This is a genomic window from Rhizobium halophilum, assembly GCF_021648825.1.
Classification (GTDB): Bacteria; Pseudomonadota; Alphaproteobacteria; order Rhizobiales; family Rhizobiaceae; genus Neorhizobium; species Neorhizobium halophilum.
The window spans coordinates 86247-102982 of record NZ_JAKJHS010000002.1; the positions used below are offsets into that span (position 1 = coordinate 86247).

15 protein-coding genes are annotated in these 16736 nt (G+C 61.2%); 6 read left to right on the forward strand and 9 right to left on the reverse strand.

The annotated features are described in order from the left end of the window. Positions 1-19: 19 nt before the first annotated feature. Complete coding sequence (locus LXM96_RS04940) at positions 20-952, reverse strand: alpha/beta fold hydrolase (RefSeq protein ID WP_239997273.1); 933 nt, start codon at positions 950-952, stop codon at positions 20-22. 91 nt (positions 953-1043) lie between these two features. Here LXM96_RS04940 and ettA point away from each other — a divergent pair, with 91 nt between their 5' ends. From ettA to metF, 3 genes are all read left to right on the forward strand, one after another. Beyond that, positions 1044-2693 (forward strand): energy-dependent translational throttle protein EttA, encoded by a 1650-nt coding sequence (gene ettA, locus LXM96_RS04945; RefSeq protein ID WP_239997274.1) that lies wholly within the window; start codon positions 1044-1046, stop codon positions 2691-2693. 148 nt (positions 2694-2841) lie between these two features. Beyond that, entirely contained in the window at positions 2842-3843 is a 1002-nt protein-coding gene (locus tag LXM96_RS04950; RefSeq protein ID WP_239997275.1) for an ArsR/SmtB family transcription factor, read from the forward strand. Positions 3844-3853: 10 nt separating this feature from the next. Next, entirely contained in the window at positions 3854-4753 is a 900-nt protein-coding gene (gene metF / locus LXM96_RS04955; protein ID WP_239997276.1) for a methylenetetrahydrofolate reductase [NAD(P)H], read from the forward strand. A gap of 437 nt (positions 4754-5190) precedes the next feature. On the opposite strand, the gene LXM96_RS04960 is transcribed toward metF, so the two are convergent. The 5 genes from LXM96_RS04960 to LXM96_RS04980 all read right to left on the reverse strand — a co-directional run bounded on the left by LXM96_RS04960 (position 5191) and on the right by LXM96_RS04980 (position 10273). After that, on the reverse strand, positions 5191-6114 hold the full coding sequence (locus tag LXM96_RS04960; RefSeq protein ID WP_239997277.1) for a DMT family transporter: 924 nt from the start codon (positions 6112-6114) through the stop codon (positions 5191-5193). A gap of 84 nt (positions 6115-6198) precedes the next feature. Further along, positions 6199-7383 carry a lytic murein transglycosylase gene (locus tag LXM96_RS04965; protein WP_394801889.1) on the reverse strand — a complete coding sequence of 395 codons (1185 nt, stop codon included), beginning with the start codon at positions 7381-7383 and terminating at the stop codon, positions 6199-6201. Positions 7384-7473: 90 nt separating this feature from the next. Beyond that, entirely contained in the window at positions 7474-8256 is a 783-nt protein-coding gene (locus LXM96_RS04970; RefSeq protein WP_239997278.1) for a glycoside hydrolase family 25 protein, read from the reverse strand. Between the two features lie 101 nt (positions 8257-8357). Continuing rightward, positions 8358-9026: a class I SAM-dependent methyltransferase gene (locus LXM96_RS04975; protein ID WP_239997279.1), complete on the reverse strand. Its 669-nt coding sequence runs from the start codon at positions 9024-9026 to the stop codon at positions 8358-8360. Beyond that, positions 9023-10273: a DUF3419 family protein gene (locus LXM96_RS04980; protein ID WP_239997280.1), complete on the reverse strand. Its 1251-nt coding sequence runs from the start codon at positions 10271-10273 to the stop codon at positions 9023-9025. Before LXM96_RS04980 ends, LXM96_RS04975 begins: the two co-directional genes overlap by 4 nt. Positions 10274-10411: 138 nt before the next feature. On the opposite strand from LXM96_RS04980, the gene LXM96_RS04985 reads away from it, so the two are divergent. After that, positions 10412-11758 (forward strand): serine hydrolase domain-containing protein, encoded by a 1347-nt coding sequence (locus tag LXM96_RS04985; RefSeq protein WP_239997281.1) that lies wholly within the window; start codon positions 10412-10414, stop codon positions 11756-11758. A gap of 19 nt (positions 11759-11777) precedes the next feature. Here LXM96_RS04985 and LXM96_RS04990 read toward each other — a convergent pair whose 3' ends face one another. The 3 genes from LXM96_RS04990 to LXM96_RS05000 all read right to left on the reverse strand — a co-directional run bounded on the left by LXM96_RS04990 (position 11778) and on the right by LXM96_RS05000 (position 14738). After that, positions 11778-12764 carry a transglycosylase SLT domain-containing protein gene (locus tag LXM96_RS04990; RefSeq protein ID WP_239997282.1) on the reverse strand — a complete coding sequence of 329 codons (987 nt, stop codon included), beginning with the start codon at positions 12762-12764 and terminating at the stop codon, positions 11778-11780. Positions 12765-12858: 94 nt separating this feature from the next. After that, the gene (locus LXM96_RS04995; RefSeq protein ID WP_239997283.1) at positions 12859-13494 is read right to left on the reverse strand and encodes a LysE family translocator; all 636 of its coding nucleotides are present in this window, start codon (positions 13492-13494) and stop codon (positions 12859-12861) included. Positions 13495-13526: 32 nt separating this feature from the next. After that, on the reverse strand, positions 13527-14738 hold the full coding sequence (locus tag LXM96_RS05000) for a pyrophosphate--fructose-6-phosphate 1-phosphotransferase (RefSeq protein WP_239997284.1): 1212 nt from the start codon (positions 14736-14738) through the stop codon (positions 13527-13529). A gap of 380 nt (positions 14739-15118) precedes the next feature. Between LXM96_RS05000 and LXM96_RS05005 the strand changes: the two genes are divergently transcribed. Continuing rightward, positions 15119-15859, forward strand: a complete 741-nt coding sequence (locus LXM96_RS05005; protein ID WP_239997285.1) for a J domain-containing protein — start codon at positions 15119-15121, stop codon at positions 15857-15859. Beyond that, positions 15856-16623: an N-acetylmuramoyl-L-alanine amidase gene (locus LXM96_RS05010; protein WP_239997286.1), complete on the forward strand. Its 768-nt coding sequence runs from the start codon at positions 15856-15858 to the stop codon at positions 16621-16623. Before LXM96_RS05005 ends, LXM96_RS05010 begins: the two co-directional genes overlap by 4 nt. Positions 16624-16736 lie beyond the last annotated feature (113 nt).

A 16736-nucleotide genomic window follows, 5' to 3' on the forward strand; every position in this document is an offset into this window, starting at 1 on the left:
TTGATGAAATATCATCCCGTCATTCCCTCGGGGGCCTCATGCTAGTTGAGGCCCATGCGGCAAACTCTGCCATGGCGTTCCGCCGCACGGTTTCATTCAAGGTCTCGTGGCGGGTCTTGGGCCAGATCCTGCAGGTGGTCCGGGTAAGGCCGTGTCGTTGCAAATGGTGCAGCAGCCAGGACACTTCGCGCCCTCCGTTGGTCGCGAGATCCGCGTCGCCGCCGACCAGGTAGATCGGCATTTCCTTTGGCAGCCGGTCGACAAGGCGGGGGCCTCGGTAGGTGAACTCGAACAGGTCGAGCCAGAGCGAAACACTGGCATCAAAACCACAGAGCGGATCAGCAAGATAGGCATCGACCTCCTCTGGCTGACTGCTCAGCCAGTCTGCGTCGGTTCGCTTCTCCGGCATCGATCGCCCCCACGCCCGGAAGGTTGCCTTGGGGAGGAGGGTGCTGGGCACGTCGGCGCCTTTAAGCGCGCGTTCCGCCAGAAGCACTCCCTGCGCCAGCCGCCCTGCAAGGCCGGGATGGAAGTTGGAGTTCCAGATGGACAATGCATCGTACCGGTCCGGCTGTGTCACCGCTGCATTCAGCGCGATTAAACCTCCCATGGAATGGCCAAAAAGTAGGACCGGCAGTCCAGGATGCTGATTGACGGCCAGAGCGCGCATGGCGGCAACATCATCCAGCACCTTTCGCACGCCTTCCCGCTTCGCAAAGCGGCCTAGCGGAGCGTCGGGTGCTGTGGTGTCGCCGTGACCTCTGTGGTCATGAGCGTAGACATGAAAGCCGTGCTGGCTCATGAAGACGGCGAATTCCTCGTAACGCCGTGAATGCTCCGCAAGGCCGTGACAGATCAGCAGGATTGCGTGCCCAGGCTCATTGGCCGATTGGTGATGATAGGCGAGACTTGCCCCGGTCGGGCTGTCGAGCCTTCTTGTTTCGTAGAACATCGCCCCTCCTTGAGCCGCCTCGCGCATTGCTCCAGCGCGCCAATTCGCCTACATAGCGGCAACTTCCCATTTTGCCCGGAGCAATTTCACGATGGCACGCCAGTTCATCTATCACATGTCGGGACTGAACAAGTCCTACGGCGCCAAGAAGATCCTCGAGAACGTCAGCCTGTCCTTCTACCCGGACGCCAAGATCGGTATCCTCGGTCCCAACGGTGCTGGTAAGTCGACGGTGCTGCGTATCATCGCTGGTCAGGACAAGGAGTTCACCGGAGAAGCTTGGCTCGCCGAAGGTGCCACGGTGGGGTACCTCGAGCAGGAGCCGCATCTCGATCCGACCAAGAACGCGTTCGAGAACGTGATGGAGGGGGTTGCCGAAAAGCAGGCGGTACTCGATCGCTATAACGAACTGATGATGAATTATTCCGACGAGACGGCGGAAGAGGGCGCAGAGCTTCAAGACATCATCGACAGTCAGAACCTGTGGGATCTGGAGCAGCAGGTCGAGATGGCCATGGAAGCGCTGCGCTGCCCGCCCAAGGATGCCGACGTCACTCTGCTTTCGGGTGGTGAGCGCCGCCGTATCGCACTGTGCCGTCTGCTTCTGTCGCAGCCAGACCTGCTTCTGCTCGACGAGCCGACCAACCACCTCGATGCCGAAACGATCGCCTGGCTCGAAAAGCACCTGCGTGACTATCCGGGCGCCGTGATGATGATCACCCACGATCGCTACTTCCTTGACAACGTCACGGGCTGGATCCTCGAGCTCGACCGCGGTCGCGGTATCCCCTACGAAGGCAACTACTCTGCCTATCTGCAGGCGAAGGCCAAGCGCATGCTGCAGGAAAACCGGGAGGAAGCCGGCCGCCAGAAGGCTCTTTCGCGTGAGCAGGAATGGATCGCCTCCAGTCCAAAGGCCCGGCAGGCGAAGTCCAAGGCGCGCATCAAGGCCTATGAGCAGCTAGTCGATGCGGCGGAGAACGTGCGGCCCGGCGATGCGCAGATTATCATCCCGGTTTCGGAACGTCTGGGACAGGTCGTCATCGAGTTGGAAGGAATCACCAAGGGCTTCGAAGGCCGCACGCTGATCAACGACCTTTCGATCAAGCTGCCGCCCGGCGGCATCGTCGGCATCATCGGCCCGAACGGCGCCGGCAAATCCACCCTTTTCAAGATGATCACCGGCCAGGAAAAGCCGGATGCCGGCTCGATTCGCATCGGTGACACCGTGCATCTTGGTTATGTCGACCAGAGCCGCGATTCCCTCGATCCCAACAAGACCGTATGGGAAGAGATCTCCGGCGGAGCCGAGGTGATCAAGCTCGGCAAGTTCGATATGAATTCACGTGCCTATTGCGGCGCGTTCAATTTCAAGGGAGGAGACCAGCAGCAGAAGGTCGGCAATCTCTCCGGCGGCCAGCGCAACCGGGTGCATCTGGCAAAGATGCTGAAGGGCGGCGGCAACGTTCTCCTGCTCGACGAACCCACCAACGATCTTGATACGGAAACACTCGGCGCGCTCGAAACGGCTCTCGAAAACTTCGCCGGCTGCGCTATCATCATCAGCCACGATCGCATGTTTCTTGACCGTCTGGCCACGCACATCCTCGCTTTTGAAGGTGACGGCCACGTGGAATGGTTTGAGGGCAACTTCGAGGATTACGAGGAGGACAAAGTTCGTCGCCTCGGCCCGGACGCCCTCAATCCAGGCAGCCAGGCCTACAAACGCTTGACCCGCTGATCTTAGAGACAGGTCCCTCGTCCTGAGAAGGCTCCGGTCATCCGGAGCCTTCTGCTTTTTCAGGCTCTCCTACGTTAATCCGGTTGCACCATTAGTGCGGTTCATATAAACATATCTTTATATCTTGATTGCGTGAGGATGTGCGTGAATGGGCTTGCCGCTGGACACATTGGTGGACGTTCTGAAGTCGGTGGGGGAACCGACGCGCTACCGTCTGCTGGCCCTTCTTGCCGCCGGAGACCTGACGGTAAGCGATCTTACTGAGATCCTCGGCCAGTCTCAGCCGCGCATTTCGCGTCATCTCAAGCTCTTGGCTGAAGAAGACTTGATTGAACGCTATCAGGAAGGGGCATGGGCCTATTTCCGACTGAAACAGGACGGGGGAGCGGCAGCTCTTGTGCAGACGCTTCTGGCCGCAACTGTGGACGACGAGCCGGTGCTGGTGCGCGACGGGGAGCGTTTGGCAACAGTGAAGCGTGCGCGGGCGGAGAAGGCGCAAGCCTACTTCAGCCGCAACGCTTCCGAATGGGACGAGCTTCGGCGCTTGCATGTAAGCGATGCGGCCGTCGAAAACGCTCTGCTACGGTTGATCGGCAAGAACCCGGTGGATTCGCTGCTGGATCTCGGTACGGGTACCGGCCGGATACTGCAGTTGCTATCGGACGTCTACCGACGTGCCGTCGGGATAGATGCGAGCCGCGACATGCTTTCAGTAGCGCGCGCCAATCTCGACAAGGCCGGGATTCTGAAAGCCTCCGTGCGGCACGGTGACATCCTCAACCTTCCGGTTGAAGGGCAGGACTTCGATCTTGTCACGATCCACCAGGTGCTGCACTTCCTCGATCAGCCGGAGCTCGCGATTGCAGAGGCTGCCCGTGTGTTGCGGCCGGGCGGACGGCTGCTGATCGTCGATCTGGCGCCCCATAACCTCGAATACCTTCGCGACGAGCATGCGCATGTACGCCTCGGTTTTTCGCACCAGATCGTCAGTGACTGGCTCGAAAAACTTGGCCTCGAGGTGCAGGAGGTCGTCGATCTGGCCTCGGCGCAGAAGATGGCGCCTTCGCTGACAGCGACGGTGTGGCTTGCGCGCGACAAGCGCCTGCTGATGGCCAGCTCCGGCTCCGCCGACGAACTTACCGCTGCCTAGGAGACAGAGAATGAGAACCGGTCACCATCAGTTGCGGGAGCCCTTCAGTGTCTCCTTCGAATTCTTCCCCCCCAAGGCACCCGAAATGGAAACCCAGCTCTGGGAAACGGTCGAGGCGTTACGCGTCTGGAACCCAGACTTCGTTTCCGTCACCTATGGCGCAGGGGGGTCGACCAAGGCTCCGACGCTGGCAACCGTCCGTCGGCTGATCGAGGAGACGCCGCTGGTGACGGCCGCCCACCTGACATGTGTGGACGCGTCGCGCGAAGAGGTGCAGGCGGTGGTTGCCGAATACAAGACGCTCGGCGTTCGCCACATCGTGGCGCTGCGCGGCGATCCGGCGAGCGGTGTCGGCACGAGCTATGTTCCTCACCCGGATGGCTTCGGTGACACGGCTGAACTGGTGGCGGGTCTGCGGGCGCTTGGGGATTTTGACATTTCCGTCTCCGCTTATCCGGAAAAGCATCCGGAAAGCCACAACATGGACGCCGACATCGATACGCTGAAGCGCAAGGCGGATGCAGGTGCTGCACGCGCGCTGACGCAGTTCTTCTTCGACAACGACATCTTCGAGCGGTATCTGGACAAGGTGAGGGCAGCCGGCATCACGATCCCGATCGTGCCCGGGATCATGCCGATCCAGAACCTGACCCAATTGAAGCGGTTTGCCTCCCGCTGTGGAGCGTCCGTTCCGGCCTTCCTCGATGCACGTTTCGCAGATTATGAGGATAGGCCGGCGGAGCGGGCGCAGGTTGCCGCAGATGTTGCTGCCGAGCAGATGGATGACCTGCGCCGTCGCGGCGTCGATGATTTTCATATCTACACGATGAACCGCGCGCCGTTGGTCGGCGCAGTGCTTGAGCGGCTTGGCCGCTCCCGGAGGCGAGCTCAGTCTGGTGCCGCGGCCTAAAGCGTTCAGGCCCCAACGGAAAGAAAAAACGCAGCTCCCTGAGGCGCTGCGTTTTTTGCTGTCAAACTTTTATAAGAGTGTCACGGATGCCAGATATGTCCGGTAGTGGAGAGATTGTGGCGCTCAGATAAAGAGCATTGAAGCCACGAACACAAACGCTGCACCGACTACCAGGACATTGAGAGAGTATGCACGTCCCATGTCTGCCTCCTTGTGCTGACTGGTTCAGTGTATGTCCTTTTCGAGCATCTTGAAAAGCGGATTTTATGCTGCAATGCAGCGACGGACTTCGTTTTTCGGTCGGAATCTTGCTTCTACCGATTTGATAATTATGCATTTATCGGATTAACGGATGTGGTGAATAATTTCCGAATTCTCGTCCCGTGACGTTAAGAAGCGAAACATCACGTGACGTCTTTCGTCCAAAGAAGCGTCTGCTATCGCACCGCAATAGGGCCGCGCGTGCGAAACAACCGTCCATCGAGGATCAGCAGCCCAAGGGCGATGAGTGCTATTCCCGCCATCTCCGTCCATTGAAGCCGTTCACCAAGAAAGAGGGCTCCGAGGAGAATCGCAGAAGGCGGAACCAATAGCGTCACCAGGGAGGTGTTGGTGGCGCCGGCCATGGAAAGTAAGCGGAAAAAGAGCAGATAGGCGAAGGCGGTCGAAAGCAGCGCCAGACCCAGGATCGCGGATATGGTGCTGAGGCTTGGGAGGGTCAGTGACCACGGTTGGTCGGCAAGGACCATCACAGGCAGCATCATCAGCGACGACGCGGTCAACTGGCCGGTAGCCGTCACTGGTGCAGGAATGCCGCGAAAACGTTTGCCGAAGGTCCCGGCGAATCCGTAGCAGATCGCCGCCAGTACGGGCAGAACGAGTGCCCAGACTGGCGCATGCGCGGTGGAGCCGAGTGCCGGACCGATGAGAACGGCCGTCCCGGCGAGCCCAGTGAGGCAGCCGGCGATCTTCGCCGCCGTTAGCTTTTCGTCGGTGGTCCAGCGATTGGCGATCAGTACCGTCCAGATCGGCGTCGTCGCGTTCAGGATAGAGGCAAGGCCGGCGCCGATTTCCGTTTGCCCAAAGAAGATCAGCGTGTGGGGCAGGGCGTTGTTGATGAAACCCATCATCGCAAAGGCGCGCCAATGCGTTCTAAGCGTCCTGTAGAGGTCGTGCTGCCCGTGCAGGTAGATGTGCAAGGCGATCGCCGCCAACGAGAGGCGGAGGAAGACGAGGGTGAAAGGCGGGACCTCGAGCACAGCCACTCGCGCAAAGAAGAACGAGCCGCCCCAGATCAACCCCAGCAAGAGCAGCAGTCCCCAGGCGGTTCCCGTCAGTCTCTGTTGCGGTTGGGCTGCCACAGTGATTCTCCTTGTGCCGATGCGGGAGCCATAGCGACAGCCTTCCCAATACGCCACCCGAATCCCGCGGCAGCAGGACAGGCCTCAGAGGGCACTCAACAGGGCCTGTGTTGGCCAGCCGTCCGCCGGCAGTCCGAGCCTTGCCTGTTCCTTTTGAACTGCTTGGCGCGTGCCCGAGCCGAGAATGCCATCGATCTTGCCGACGTCGTGGCCCCTCTGCTGCAGTTTCGTCTGCAGTGACTTCATGTTCGCATCATCCAATCCTGCTTCCGGATTGCCCTTCTGGTACGCCGGTGCACCCATGAGACGGGTGGCAAAATAGGCAGCGGAGGTCGTGTAGATAAAGGACTGGTTCCACTCCAGGTAAATATTGAAGTTCGGGTAGGTCAGGAAAGCCGGTCCCTTGCGTCCCTGCGGCAGAACCAGGGCAGCGGGCAGGTTGGAAAACGTGGTGTCGCCGTCGCGTGGAGCCACACCCATGGCGAACCACTCGTTCGCGGGCTTTTCGTTGCCGAGACCGCTTTGTTCCCATGCGAGGTTGTTGGGGAGCGTCACTTCCTGGATCCAGGGCTCGCCCGGGCGATAGCCGAGGCTCTGGATGAACTTTGCTGCCGTCAGGATCGCATCCGGAGAGCTGCTCTTGACGTTGATGTGTCCGTCGCCGTCGCCATCTACGCCATAGGCTATGATATCTTCCGGGAGCATCTGGACTTGTCCAATTTCGCCTGCCCAGGCGCCCGTGTTGGTCGCGGGGTCGAGATCGCCGTGCTGCACCATCTCGATCAGTGCCAGCAGTTGTGGCCGGAAGAGTTCGGGCCGGCGGCAGTCATGGGCGAGAGTGACAAGCGCGTCGCGCGTGCTGAAGTCGCCCTGAACCGCGCCGAAGTCTGTTTCCATCGCCCAGAAGGCAGCGATGACGCCAGCTGGTACGCCGAACTCCTGCTCGGCGCGCTGGAAGACATTGGCATACTGCTTGAGCTTCTGGCGTCCGATGTCGAGACGCGCCTGGCTCACCGTCCGCTGCGAGAACTCGAGAAAGGTCTGTTTGAAGACCCCTTGAGCGCGATCGCGCGACAGCACCTTTTGGTCGATCCGGGCACCCGTCAGAGCGCGGTCTGCAGTCTCGGCCGGAATGCCTTTAGCGACAGCTTCCGCCTTGACGCCGTCCAGAAAGCTTTCAAGGTCGCCGCCGCAGGTCTGGGCGGCCGCTGGCAGGGCAAAGCAGGCCGACATGAGGGCGGATATGGCGAGACGGCGGGCGATCGGCATAAGGGGTCTCCATCGCAGGAACAGGTTCGTGTCGGTCTCGGCGATCAATGTGACGGAAGCGCGGCGCCAGCGCATTGCTGGCTGTAGGGCTCATTCCGTGGCTGCGGCGACCCAGGCCTGCCAGTTCTTTTCCGTACCGGCGAAGACGTTGATGTCGGTGTTGCCGCTGACGCCCGGGACGACGCCCGTCGCGGTGTACTGCCAGAACGCCCAGCGGCGGGTCGCATAGATGCCCTCCGGATGCTGGGCCGTGGAGCGAACCCAGAAGTGATAGTCGTCGAACTGGCCGACCAGGTTGTCACGGTGGAAATCGACGGTGGTGTAGATGATCGGCCGCTTGCCGTAGTGGGCCTCGATGCGATCCATGAAGCGCCGCATTGCGGCTCGCACGGTGGCCGGCGGCGGACGCAGCTTGCAGGTGGGGGATGCGTGGTTCCACTCCACATCGAGCACCGGCGGAAGGCGGACCGCAGCTTTCGGCACGTTGCGGATGAACCAGTCTGCCTGATCGTCTGGCGTGGAGCAGAAATAGTAGAAATGGTAGGGCGCATGCGGCAGGCCCGCGGCGGCCGCACCCCGCCAGTTTGCTTCGAAGCCGCTGTCGATGCGATCCTTGCCCTCAGTTGCCTTGATGAAGGCGAAGGCGACGCCGGATTTCTTCGCCGCTTGCCAGTCGATGTCGCCGTTCCACTTGGAGACGTCGATGCCGTGGATGTCGTGCCTGCCCGGATGCTTGTGGCCGAAGTCGACCGGGTCGTTGTCCTGGAAGCGCGGCTTGACGATGGAGGCGGTGCTGAGCGCTTCGTAGCTCACGGCGCTGCATCCGCTCAGCAGGAGCGTCGCGGTCAAAAATGCAAAGGCAGTGCGGGGCATCCAAGGTCCATCTGCTGGTGCTACGACCGAAGCCTCGCGTGAAGCCGCAGTTTGCGAACACTATAACGCCGCAGAAAGCGCGTCACTGCAAGCCGCCGAAGTCAGCTGCGCTTGCGCAGGATGGCGTGCCAAGCATATCCGCGGCCGATCTCTTCAAAGATCATGTCCGCGTCGGCTTGCTCCAGCCTGTCCTCCAGTGCCTCCTGCAGCCGAGCACGCGGCGTCACGTGGAAGCGCTGCAGCCAGGCCTGCAGCGCGGACCGGAACCAGCGGGGCAAATGCTCCTGCTGGCCGAAATCGACCACGTGTAGCGAGCCGCCGGGCGATAGCGCAGCAAGCGCGGCATCAATCGCTTTCTCCCAATCCGGTATCATCGATAGCGCATAGGAGATCATCACGCGGTCGAATCCGTCTGCGCCGAAGTCGCTCGCCTGGAAGGTGGTGGCATCCGCGCGCACGAGCACCGGCTGCTGCGCCTGGCCCTCGAAATGGCGGCGCGCGCTTGTCAGCATCTTGGCGGAGATGTCGAGGCCATAGAGTTCCGCGGCCGGGTAGAGCCGGTGCGCCAGCAGAAGATTGCGGCCGGTGCCACAGCCGACTTCCAGAAGCCGGCCGCCCTGCGGAACCTGCAACTCCACAATCGCCCGGTCCCTGCCCAGAAGATAATATTTTCGCGTCAGGTCGTAGATGTGGCGCTGATAGCGATACATCTGGTCCATCTGCTCGGCGTGCATCTCCGCCGGCGCCGCCGTCTGGTGGAGATCCGTCATACCCGCAGCTCGTAGATGTGGAAGCCGCCGTAGATCGCCGAGCGGTCGCGCAGGTTGAGCTCGTTGGATCGATCGGCGAGGTAGGTCCAGCGGCGCAGCAGGTGCGATCCGACGCGGCCCTCTATCACGCTTTCCTTTGCCGCGGTGCGGAAGATTACCCGCGCACCCGGCGCAGCCGTCCGGTCGATTTCTGCCCACAGATCGTTCAGCTGCGCATCCGTCATCCAGTCCTGCGCGTCGAGCAGAACATATCGATCGACCGAGGCCGCGGGCTTTGACTTCAGCAGTTCGGTAAAGCTGGCGTGGTGGACCGTGACGCGCTCCACATTGTCCCGGATCGTCAGGTAGTTCTCCGGTCGAAGATAGGTCGGGAGAGTGCCCTCGTGCTGCCGCGGATAGCGGCGGGCAAAGGCCTGCCATGCGAAATGGTTGTCACGCAGCGGGAAGTGGCACGCGAGTTTCTCCAGGCGTTGGCGCAGGACCGGCGCAATGGAATTGCCGTCGGCATCGCGGGCCAGTTCGTCATACTGCTGCGGGGGAATGCCGAGACCGAAGAGCGAGCTCTTGCGGCCGGTGATGAAGCGGATCAGCGGCTTGTCGAACAGCGGCGCGATCTCCGTGTCGAAGAATTGCCTCTGTTCACGCAGCGAGCGTGCTTTGGCGAATTCGGTCAGGTTCACCCCGTGCAGACGGGCGAGCAGGTGGCCGGCACCGATGAAGCGCCCCAGTAATCCGGTGCGGTAGATATTGCCGTCAAGCACCTCGATACGGCGGCGGCCGTTCATCCGCCGGCGCGCCCAATAGGCGCGGGTGACCGGGTCGAGGTTGGCGGAGATGAACATGTCGTAGATCGAGCTGTTGCTTTTGACGGCATCGATGCCGAACAGCCGCACGACGTCGCGGTGCGTCGGCAGATGCCGAAAGGCGGCCAGTTTTAGTCGGTTGAGCGCGATGTGGTGCGGGTTGAGATCCACCACGTCGATTGCTTTCGGTGCGCGGCTGAGATAGGCGAGCATGTTGCAGCCGCCCGAGCCGATCGTGACGATGCTGTGATCCGGCCCAAGCTCCATCGCCTGCATGTCGACATCGGCATCCTCCCAGATCTGCGGGTAGACGAGGCCGGAAAACAGCAGACCGAAAACCCGTTCCGAAAAGCCTTTGCGCGACAGCGCCTTGTGCTGCAGCAGCGCGTCCTTGAGCCTGCGGTTGCCGAGATATCCGCCTGCATGCTGAGCAACATCCGCCATGATCGTCTCCCGCCGTGGTTTCCGGGCATGTAGACGGGCGATGCTACAGATTGATGACGCAGGCTGTGCGCAACAGCCGGAAGGGGCTTTTCCCGGGCGCTGTTTGCTGCTTGCATTGGAGCACAACAGGAAGCCTTGATGAATTACCTCTCCCGTATCCTCAAAGCCCTCGCCGTTGCCCTGATCGTGCTTCTGGTCGGCGGCGTCGCTTGGCTCTACTTCGTGCCTCCGGCCCTGCTGCGGGTCGGTGCGGGCTATGCCGCCAAGATCGTCTGCTCGAATGTCTTCCTGGCGGAACGCGACCCTGAGCAGGTGCTCGCAGTCGATGTTCAGGCGCCGGGCCATCCGCTGCTCAAGCTGATGACGGTGGAAGTCGACCGGGATGAGAAGCGGGTGAGGGCGGCGCTGCTGGGCTTCATTGCGCCCAATGAGGCTCTCTATCGCGAGGGATTTGGATGTGCTGCGGTACCGGAGGGAGCGAAGGCGGTGCCTGCTCCTTCTGCGCTGGATCATGCGTCTGGTGGCAGGGCAGATGGCTTGTGGCCGAACGGCGACATCATCGGGTCCGATCAGGCCGTTGCAGCGATTCTTTCAGATGCTGCTTTCACCGGGCCCGGCATGCGGACGGTGCTCGTCGTCCGTGACGGACGCATTATTGGCGAGCGCTATGGCGAAGGATTTTCTGCAGACACGCCACTCCTCGGCTGGTCGATGACGAAGACGGTCAATGCGGCGATCATCGGTACCCTTTTGCGCGACGGACGGATGCGGCTCGACCAGCAGGCGCTTCTGCCGCAGTGGATCGGCGACCCGCGCGAAGAGATCACGCTTGCCCACCTACTGGCCATGGAGGACGGTCTCGCATTCAACGAGAACTACGGCTCCGTGACGGATGTCACGCAGATGCTCTATCTCGAACCGGATATGGCGGCCTTCGCCGCCGACGCGCCGCTCATGACCGAGCCCGGGACGAGCTTCAGCTACTCCTCCGGCAGCGCCGTGCTTCTGTCGCGCATCTGGATGAACGCGTTCGACGATCAGACGGTCGCTTTGCGCTATCCGAATCAGGCGCTCTTCCGGCCGCTCGGCATGCAAAGCGCCGTCCTTGAGACTGATGCGGCAGGGACGTTCGTGGGGAGCTCCTACATGTATGCGACGGGTCGGGACTGGGCACGGTTCGCGCTTCTGTTGCTTCGCGACGGCGTGTGGGACGACACTCGCCTTCTGCCGGAGGGCTTTGTCCGTCTAATGGCTGAACCGAATGGGACGTCAGGAGGACGATATTCAAAGATGCAGACTTGGCTGCCTGGCGAGGACGAGGCCGACTTGCCGAACGACACCTTCTTTCTGCAGGGACATGATGGTCAGACGATCGCAATCATCCCATCGCTCGACCTTGCGGTCGTCAGGCTGGGCCTCACGCCGCGCCGCGACGGATACGAGGTGACGCCGCTGGTGCGCCGGATCGTCGAACTCAGCAAATAGTCAGAGATGGCGGGCGGGGCTACTGCTGCAGGACGTGCAGCATGCCTTTGCGCTTGGCATCGTAGTAGTAGCCGCGTGCGTAGAGCCGGATCGCGTTGTCATTGCTGTTGTCGGCAACGAGCCAGGCGCCGCGAAGATACTTGATCGCGTATTTGAGGTTGGTTTCCGCATCGAGCAGGCCTTCCGGCGGACCGTCATAGCCCATCGACTTCGCGGTGGCATACTTGATCTGCATGAGACCCCAGTAGCCGTTCTTGTGGTAGGCCTTTGGATTGTAGCGGCTTTCGCGGTGAACCACCCGGTGAACCAGCGATTCGGGGACGCCGTAGAGACCCGCATAGCGCTTGATGAGCTTTGCCAGATCAGCAGGTGCCTCGGCGGCGGTCGCCGGAAGCGGATCACCTGGGGCTGGCGGGAACTGGTTGCGCGTGTCAACCGACTGTAGCGTCGCCACGGCCGCCGGGGCAGTGGGGGCCGCGTAAGCCAGTGCCTTCACGTCCGGGCGCGGAATGGGGATGACAGATTGCAGGGCCTGCATGTCGGGCGTCAGTTCGTCTTCGTCCGGCGCGAGCGCCTCGGCCCGAAGCTCAGCGGCGGGGATGCTTAAGCTTTCGGTTTCGGTAACCGAGGTAATGGCTGCAGCAGCGCGTGTTGCCGAGACAGGATCCGCCGTCGCATAGGCCACCTGAGGTGCCATCTCGGGAAGAGCCATGGCCGCATTCTGCGCCAGTGAAACAGAGGTCGTATCGGGAGTGGCAAGGGGGATACGGGCGGTTTTGGCCTGTGCTACTGCGCCCGCCGTGTCGCCAGAGGCCGTGGCAACTGTGGTCGTAGATCCATCGGTAGCAACTGCGTCTGTTAAGGCTGTTTGCTCGGCAGTTCCTGTAGCCGGCTCCAAACGCGCTGTCTTCCCTAAGTCCGGTTCCACGCTGGAGCAGCCCGCAAGCCCTGATGCGAGGGCCAAGGAAACGAGGGCCGTGCGGCTCAAGAACCGGTTCATCGCCATTGGATCGTTCTCATGATCTTACGGTTTCTCCAGCCGCCCGATGTCGTCTGCTGATTTTTCATTAACCTATCACCTTGGTCCGGGCAAGCCGGACTCAAGCGGCGATGCGGCGGTACCCTGCGGTCACGGCGCGTCGCGCGATGAATCGCGTACCCAGCTTGCGCGAGACTGGATGCAGCCGTGCACCACGGCCTGAGCGATTGATGGTGCGTCGCGGGAAGACGACGTGCGTCAGCGCTCCGGCGGCGACCAGGACGATGAAGGCCATCTGAATCTGAAACAGGATCGCTGGAGACCCTATCGCCGGCGAGGTGAACTGGGTGAGGAGTGCCACTAGGACGGCGACATAGCGGGGGCTGGCGAGACAGTTGCTCAGAAGCCGCGCAAAAATCCTCGCCGGGCGCTGTTCCGGCAGATTGTCGTTGGCGACGATCGGACAGCGGACCGAGGGTTCCTGGAATGACCATAGGGCGTAGAGCATAAGATACGCCAGCCCGAGCCAGGAAAGAGGCTTGAGAAGCGCTGGAGCCGCCCACGCAACGGCCAGCAGCGGCAGCGCGGCAACCGTCATCGCCGCGCCGAGCCCCAGCGCGACGGCCGGCACGGTCAGGAATGCCGTATGGCGACCTCGCTGGGCGGCATAGCGGGCGATGAGACGAGCAAGCGGACTTGGAAGCGCGATGACGAGGATCGAGGCAGCGCAGAAGGCTGTCCAAGTTTCGATTGTCATCGCTTCCTCCTCATTCTGTGTTCGCGATATCGTCAGGCCGTTTCGAACGGTTGACCGATAAAGTCCATCACCTCACCGAACCATTTTGCCGACAGATCGAAGTGTTTTCCACCTTTTATTCGAGGGAACTCGATCGTTCGCAGGCGCCCGCCGTGATCCTCATCATGGCCGGTGACACCCGAGACCTTGTCGAACGCGCTGTCGACGGCGAGGTCGACCATGCTCTGGATCAACCGCAGGTCTCCGGGATTGGCCGGAGCGGAACGGGCAAAATAACCGGACTTCTGCACCATTGAGCGCTCCGCATTCAGCCGGGCCGCAAAATGTTTCTGGAACCAGTTGCCGACGTTGATCGTATCGATCTTCACATGGCCGAAGGCGTCGCGCTTGACCTCGTCGCCCGAGGCCTCTCGTTCGGCGACAATGGCATCCAGGCAGGCGCCTTCCGAGACGAACAAGGTGACGTAGCCACGCTCGTCCATCACCTGGCGCAGGCGCTCCGCCTCCTTCTCCAGATCGAAGACCATTTCGGGGAGGTAAAGACCGTCGATGTTCTTCATCGACGTGTTCATCATCAGGCCTTCGCAATATTCGTTGTGCTGGGTGCGCTGGATGTACTTTCGTGCCGTGGCAGCGGTCAGCCAGCCGCAGTGGCGCCCCATCACCTCGTGGATTACGAGCGTGCGGGGTGCCGCGCTCTGTTCGTTGCTGACGTGGTCGAAGAAGTGTGCGCCGACTTCAGCAGCAGTCCAAGCGCCCAGCGACTGGCGGATCGGCACGATATCGTTGTCCACCGTCTTCGGTAGCCCCACCACCGTGAGATCATAGCCGTTGGCGCCGAGGTAGGCGGCAAGATCGGCCGCGGTGGTGTTCGTGTCGTCGCCGCCGATCGTGTGGAGGATAGTAATGCCGTCTTCGGCAAGGCGGTCAGCGGCAACCTGAAGGGGGTTCTCGCCTTCCTTGACAAGACCACGTTTCACGCAATCGGCCGCGTTGGTGAGTTTGACCCGGCTGTTGCCGATCGGTGACCCGCCGTAGCGATGCAACAGATGGGCGCCTGCGCGGATATCGGGCGTGATCTCGATACGGTCGCCCTTGAGAAGGCCCTGGTAGCCGGAACGGTAGGCAACCAGCTCAAGTTCGGGGGCCAGATCGGTATAACGTTCAATCAACCCGCCGACTGCAGACGAGAGACAGGGAGCCAATCCGCCCGCGGTCAACATCGCCACTTTCTGTTTCGCCATCCCATCCTCCTGTAGCGCCAATCGGCATTGTGAGCATATGCAGGATGTGGAGCAGAGAATGACGGGTGTAAAGCAGATTAATCAGGAAAAACGGGCATTTCGCCACCTGGGGAAACTTCCGCGTCGCAGGCGTCCGATCTAATCGTTTCAAGTGCTGGCACTCGAGAACCCGCTGGGGAGCCGCGGAGCCGAAGGCCGCAACGTCGCAGGGTCCTGATTCTGTTACCGGCCATGGCGCCGCGGTTACGGATTCTGAGAAAGCTCGGAACGGAGGAGGCGTTCAGAAGTTGGCTCTTTGTTCGGAAAAGATGAACATAGTTTAACCGTCCTGGCACAGTCAGGCTTCTTGCGCCCAACCCGATTATCTGGTCATTTGCGGCATGAACTTCGATTTCAACTGCTTTCAGATATCGTCTCTGTGGGACCGACTGCTCGGTGCAATTGGCGACGCCGCAGGCAATGCGCTCGGCCGCGTGGTCGAGGCGATTCGATCGGTCTTCGAAGGCGATCCCGAGACGCGCCGGCAGGTTTCGTTCTCTGTGGCGATCATTGCCCTCTCGGCCAAGATGGCGAAAGCCGATGGTTTGGTCACCGAGAAGGAGGTTGACGCCTTTCGACAAATCTTCGACTTCCCTGTGGAGGAAGCGCACAACGTCGCGCGGCTCTATAACCTGGCGCGCCAGGACATCGCCGGCTACGAGGCCTATGCCACAAAGCTCGCCGGCCTCTGCGGAAGCGGTGACGAAAATTGTCCGATGCTGGAGAACGTTGTCGACGGGCTCTTCCATATCGCTAAGGCGGATGGGTTGATGCACGAGAAAGAACTGGCGTTCTTGGCGAGGATCGCCGAGATATTCAAGATCGACGAGGAGCACTTCCGCCGTATCCTCGCACGCCATGTCCATATGGAGGGCAGAGACCCTTATCTCGTCCTTGGCGTTTCGCCGGAGGACGACTTCTCCAAAATCCGCAAAACGTACCGGCGCCTGGTCTCCGAGCATCACCCCGACCGGCTGATCGCCCGTGGCGTCCCCGCGGCCTTGCATGCGGCAGCCAACGAACGCATGGCAGCGTTGAATGCGGCCTATGCTGCGATCGAGAAAGAGCGCCGCGCTGCATGAATGACTTTGCCGCCGACTATCCCGGCGCAATAGTAAGGCCCTCTCCGAACTTCGGGCCTCGTGTGGGTGACCGCGCGCCCGATATGGTCGTTCTCCACTATACGGGGATGCCGGATCACGAGCAGGCGCTTGCGTGGCTCTGCAATCCCGGAAGCCAGGTGTCCAGCCATTACTTCGTTCACGAGGACGGGCGCGTTGTACAACTGGTGCCCGAAGGTGCGCGCGCCTGGCACGCTGGCAAGAGCGGCTGGGCGGGGGAGAGCGATATCAACTCCGCCTCCATCGGCATCGAGATTGCCAATGCCGGACATCCGGGCGGCCTGCCGTCCTTCCCCGACGCACAGCTTGAGGCCGTCGTGGAATTGTGTCGCGATTGCGGCTCGCGGTGGATGATTCGAGCCGAACGGTTGCTCGGACACTCCGATGTGGCCCCGATCAGGAAGGTTGATCCGGGAGAAAATTTTCCGTGGGAGAAACTGCATCGTGCGGGCCTGGGGCACTGGGTTGAACCCACCCCCATCAGCAGCGGCCGGTTCTTTCAGCGGGGGGACAGCGGGCAGCCAATCGAGGCACTCCAGTCGATGCTGTCCATCTATGGCTATGACATTGAAGCTAGTGGCGTTTTCTGCGACAGAACGAAGGGCGTGATCGAAGCTTTTCAGCGTCATTTTCGCCAGCAGCGCGTCGATGGTATCGCCGACATTTCCACCATCGACACGCTCCATCGCCTGATCGTGTCGCTGCCGGAATTCAACCTCGGTTAATGTCCGGGAAGAAGCTTGGTTCCTTCGCTTCGGCACAAAAAAACGCCCGTGCCACATCATTTCCTCATTGCGCCGTTTTAAACCAGCTCATCGACGTGGTCGCCACCGAAGGA

What these genes read in the sequence shown, in the direction of transcription:
- LXM96_RS04940 (WP_239997273.1), bottom strand. Translation starts at nt 952, where the DNA reads ATGTTCTACGAAACAAGAAGGCTCGACAGCCCGACCGGGGCAAGTCTC.
- ettA (WP_239997274.1), top strand. Translation starts at nt 1,044, where the DNA reads ATGGCACGCCAGTTCATCTATCACATGTCGGGACTGAACAAGTCCTAC.
- LXM96_RS04950 (WP_239997275.1), top strand. Translation starts at nt 2,842, where the DNA reads ATGGGCTTGCCGCTGGACACATTGGTGGACGTTCTGAAGTCGGTGGGG.
- metF (WP_239997276.1), top strand. Translation starts at nt 3,854, where the DNA reads ATGAGAACCGGTCACCATCAGTTGCGGGAGCCCTTCAGTGTCTCCTTC.
- LXM96_RS04965 (WP_394801889.1), bottom strand. Translation starts at nt 7,383, where the DNA reads ATGCCGATCGCCCGCCGTCTCGCCATATCCGCCCTCATGTCGGCCTGC.
- LXM96_RS04970 (WP_239997278.1), bottom strand. Translation starts at nt 8,256, where the DNA reads ATGCCCCGCACTGCCTTTGCATTTTTGACCGCGACGCTCCTGCTGAGC.
- LXM96_RS04975 (WP_239997279.1), bottom strand. Translation starts at nt 9,026, where the DNA reads ATGACGGATCTCCACCAGACGGCGGCGCCGGCGGAGATGCACGCCGAG.
- LXM96_RS04980 (WP_239997280.1), bottom strand. Translation starts at nt 10,273, where the DNA reads ATGGCGGATGTTGCTCAGCATGCAGGCGGATATCTCGGCAACCGCAGG.
- LXM96_RS04985 (WP_239997281.1), top strand. Translation starts at nt 10,412, where the DNA reads ATGAATTACCTCTCCCGTATCCTCAAAGCCCTCGCCGTTGCCCTGATC.
- LXM96_RS04990 (WP_239997282.1), bottom strand. Translation starts at nt 12,764, where the DNA reads ATGGCGATGAACCGGTTCTTGAGCCGCACGGCCCTCGTTTCCTTGGCC.
- LXM96_RS04995 (WP_239997283.1), bottom strand. Translation starts at nt 13,494, where the DNA reads ATGACAATCGAAACTTGGACAGCCTTCTGCGCTGCCTCGATCCTCGTC.
- LXM96_RS05000 (WP_239997284.1), bottom strand. Translation starts at nt 14,738, where the DNA reads ATGGCGAAACAGAAAGTGGCGATGTTGACCGCGGGCGGATTGGCTCCC.
- LXM96_RS05005 (WP_239997285.1), top strand. Translation starts at nt 15,119, where the DNA reads ATGAACTTCGATTTCAACTGCTTTCAGATATCGTCTCTGTGGGACCGA.
- LXM96_RS05010 (WP_239997286.1), top strand. Translation starts at nt 15,856, where the DNA reads ATGAATGACTTTGCCGCCGACTATCCCGGCGCAATAGTAAGGCCCTCT.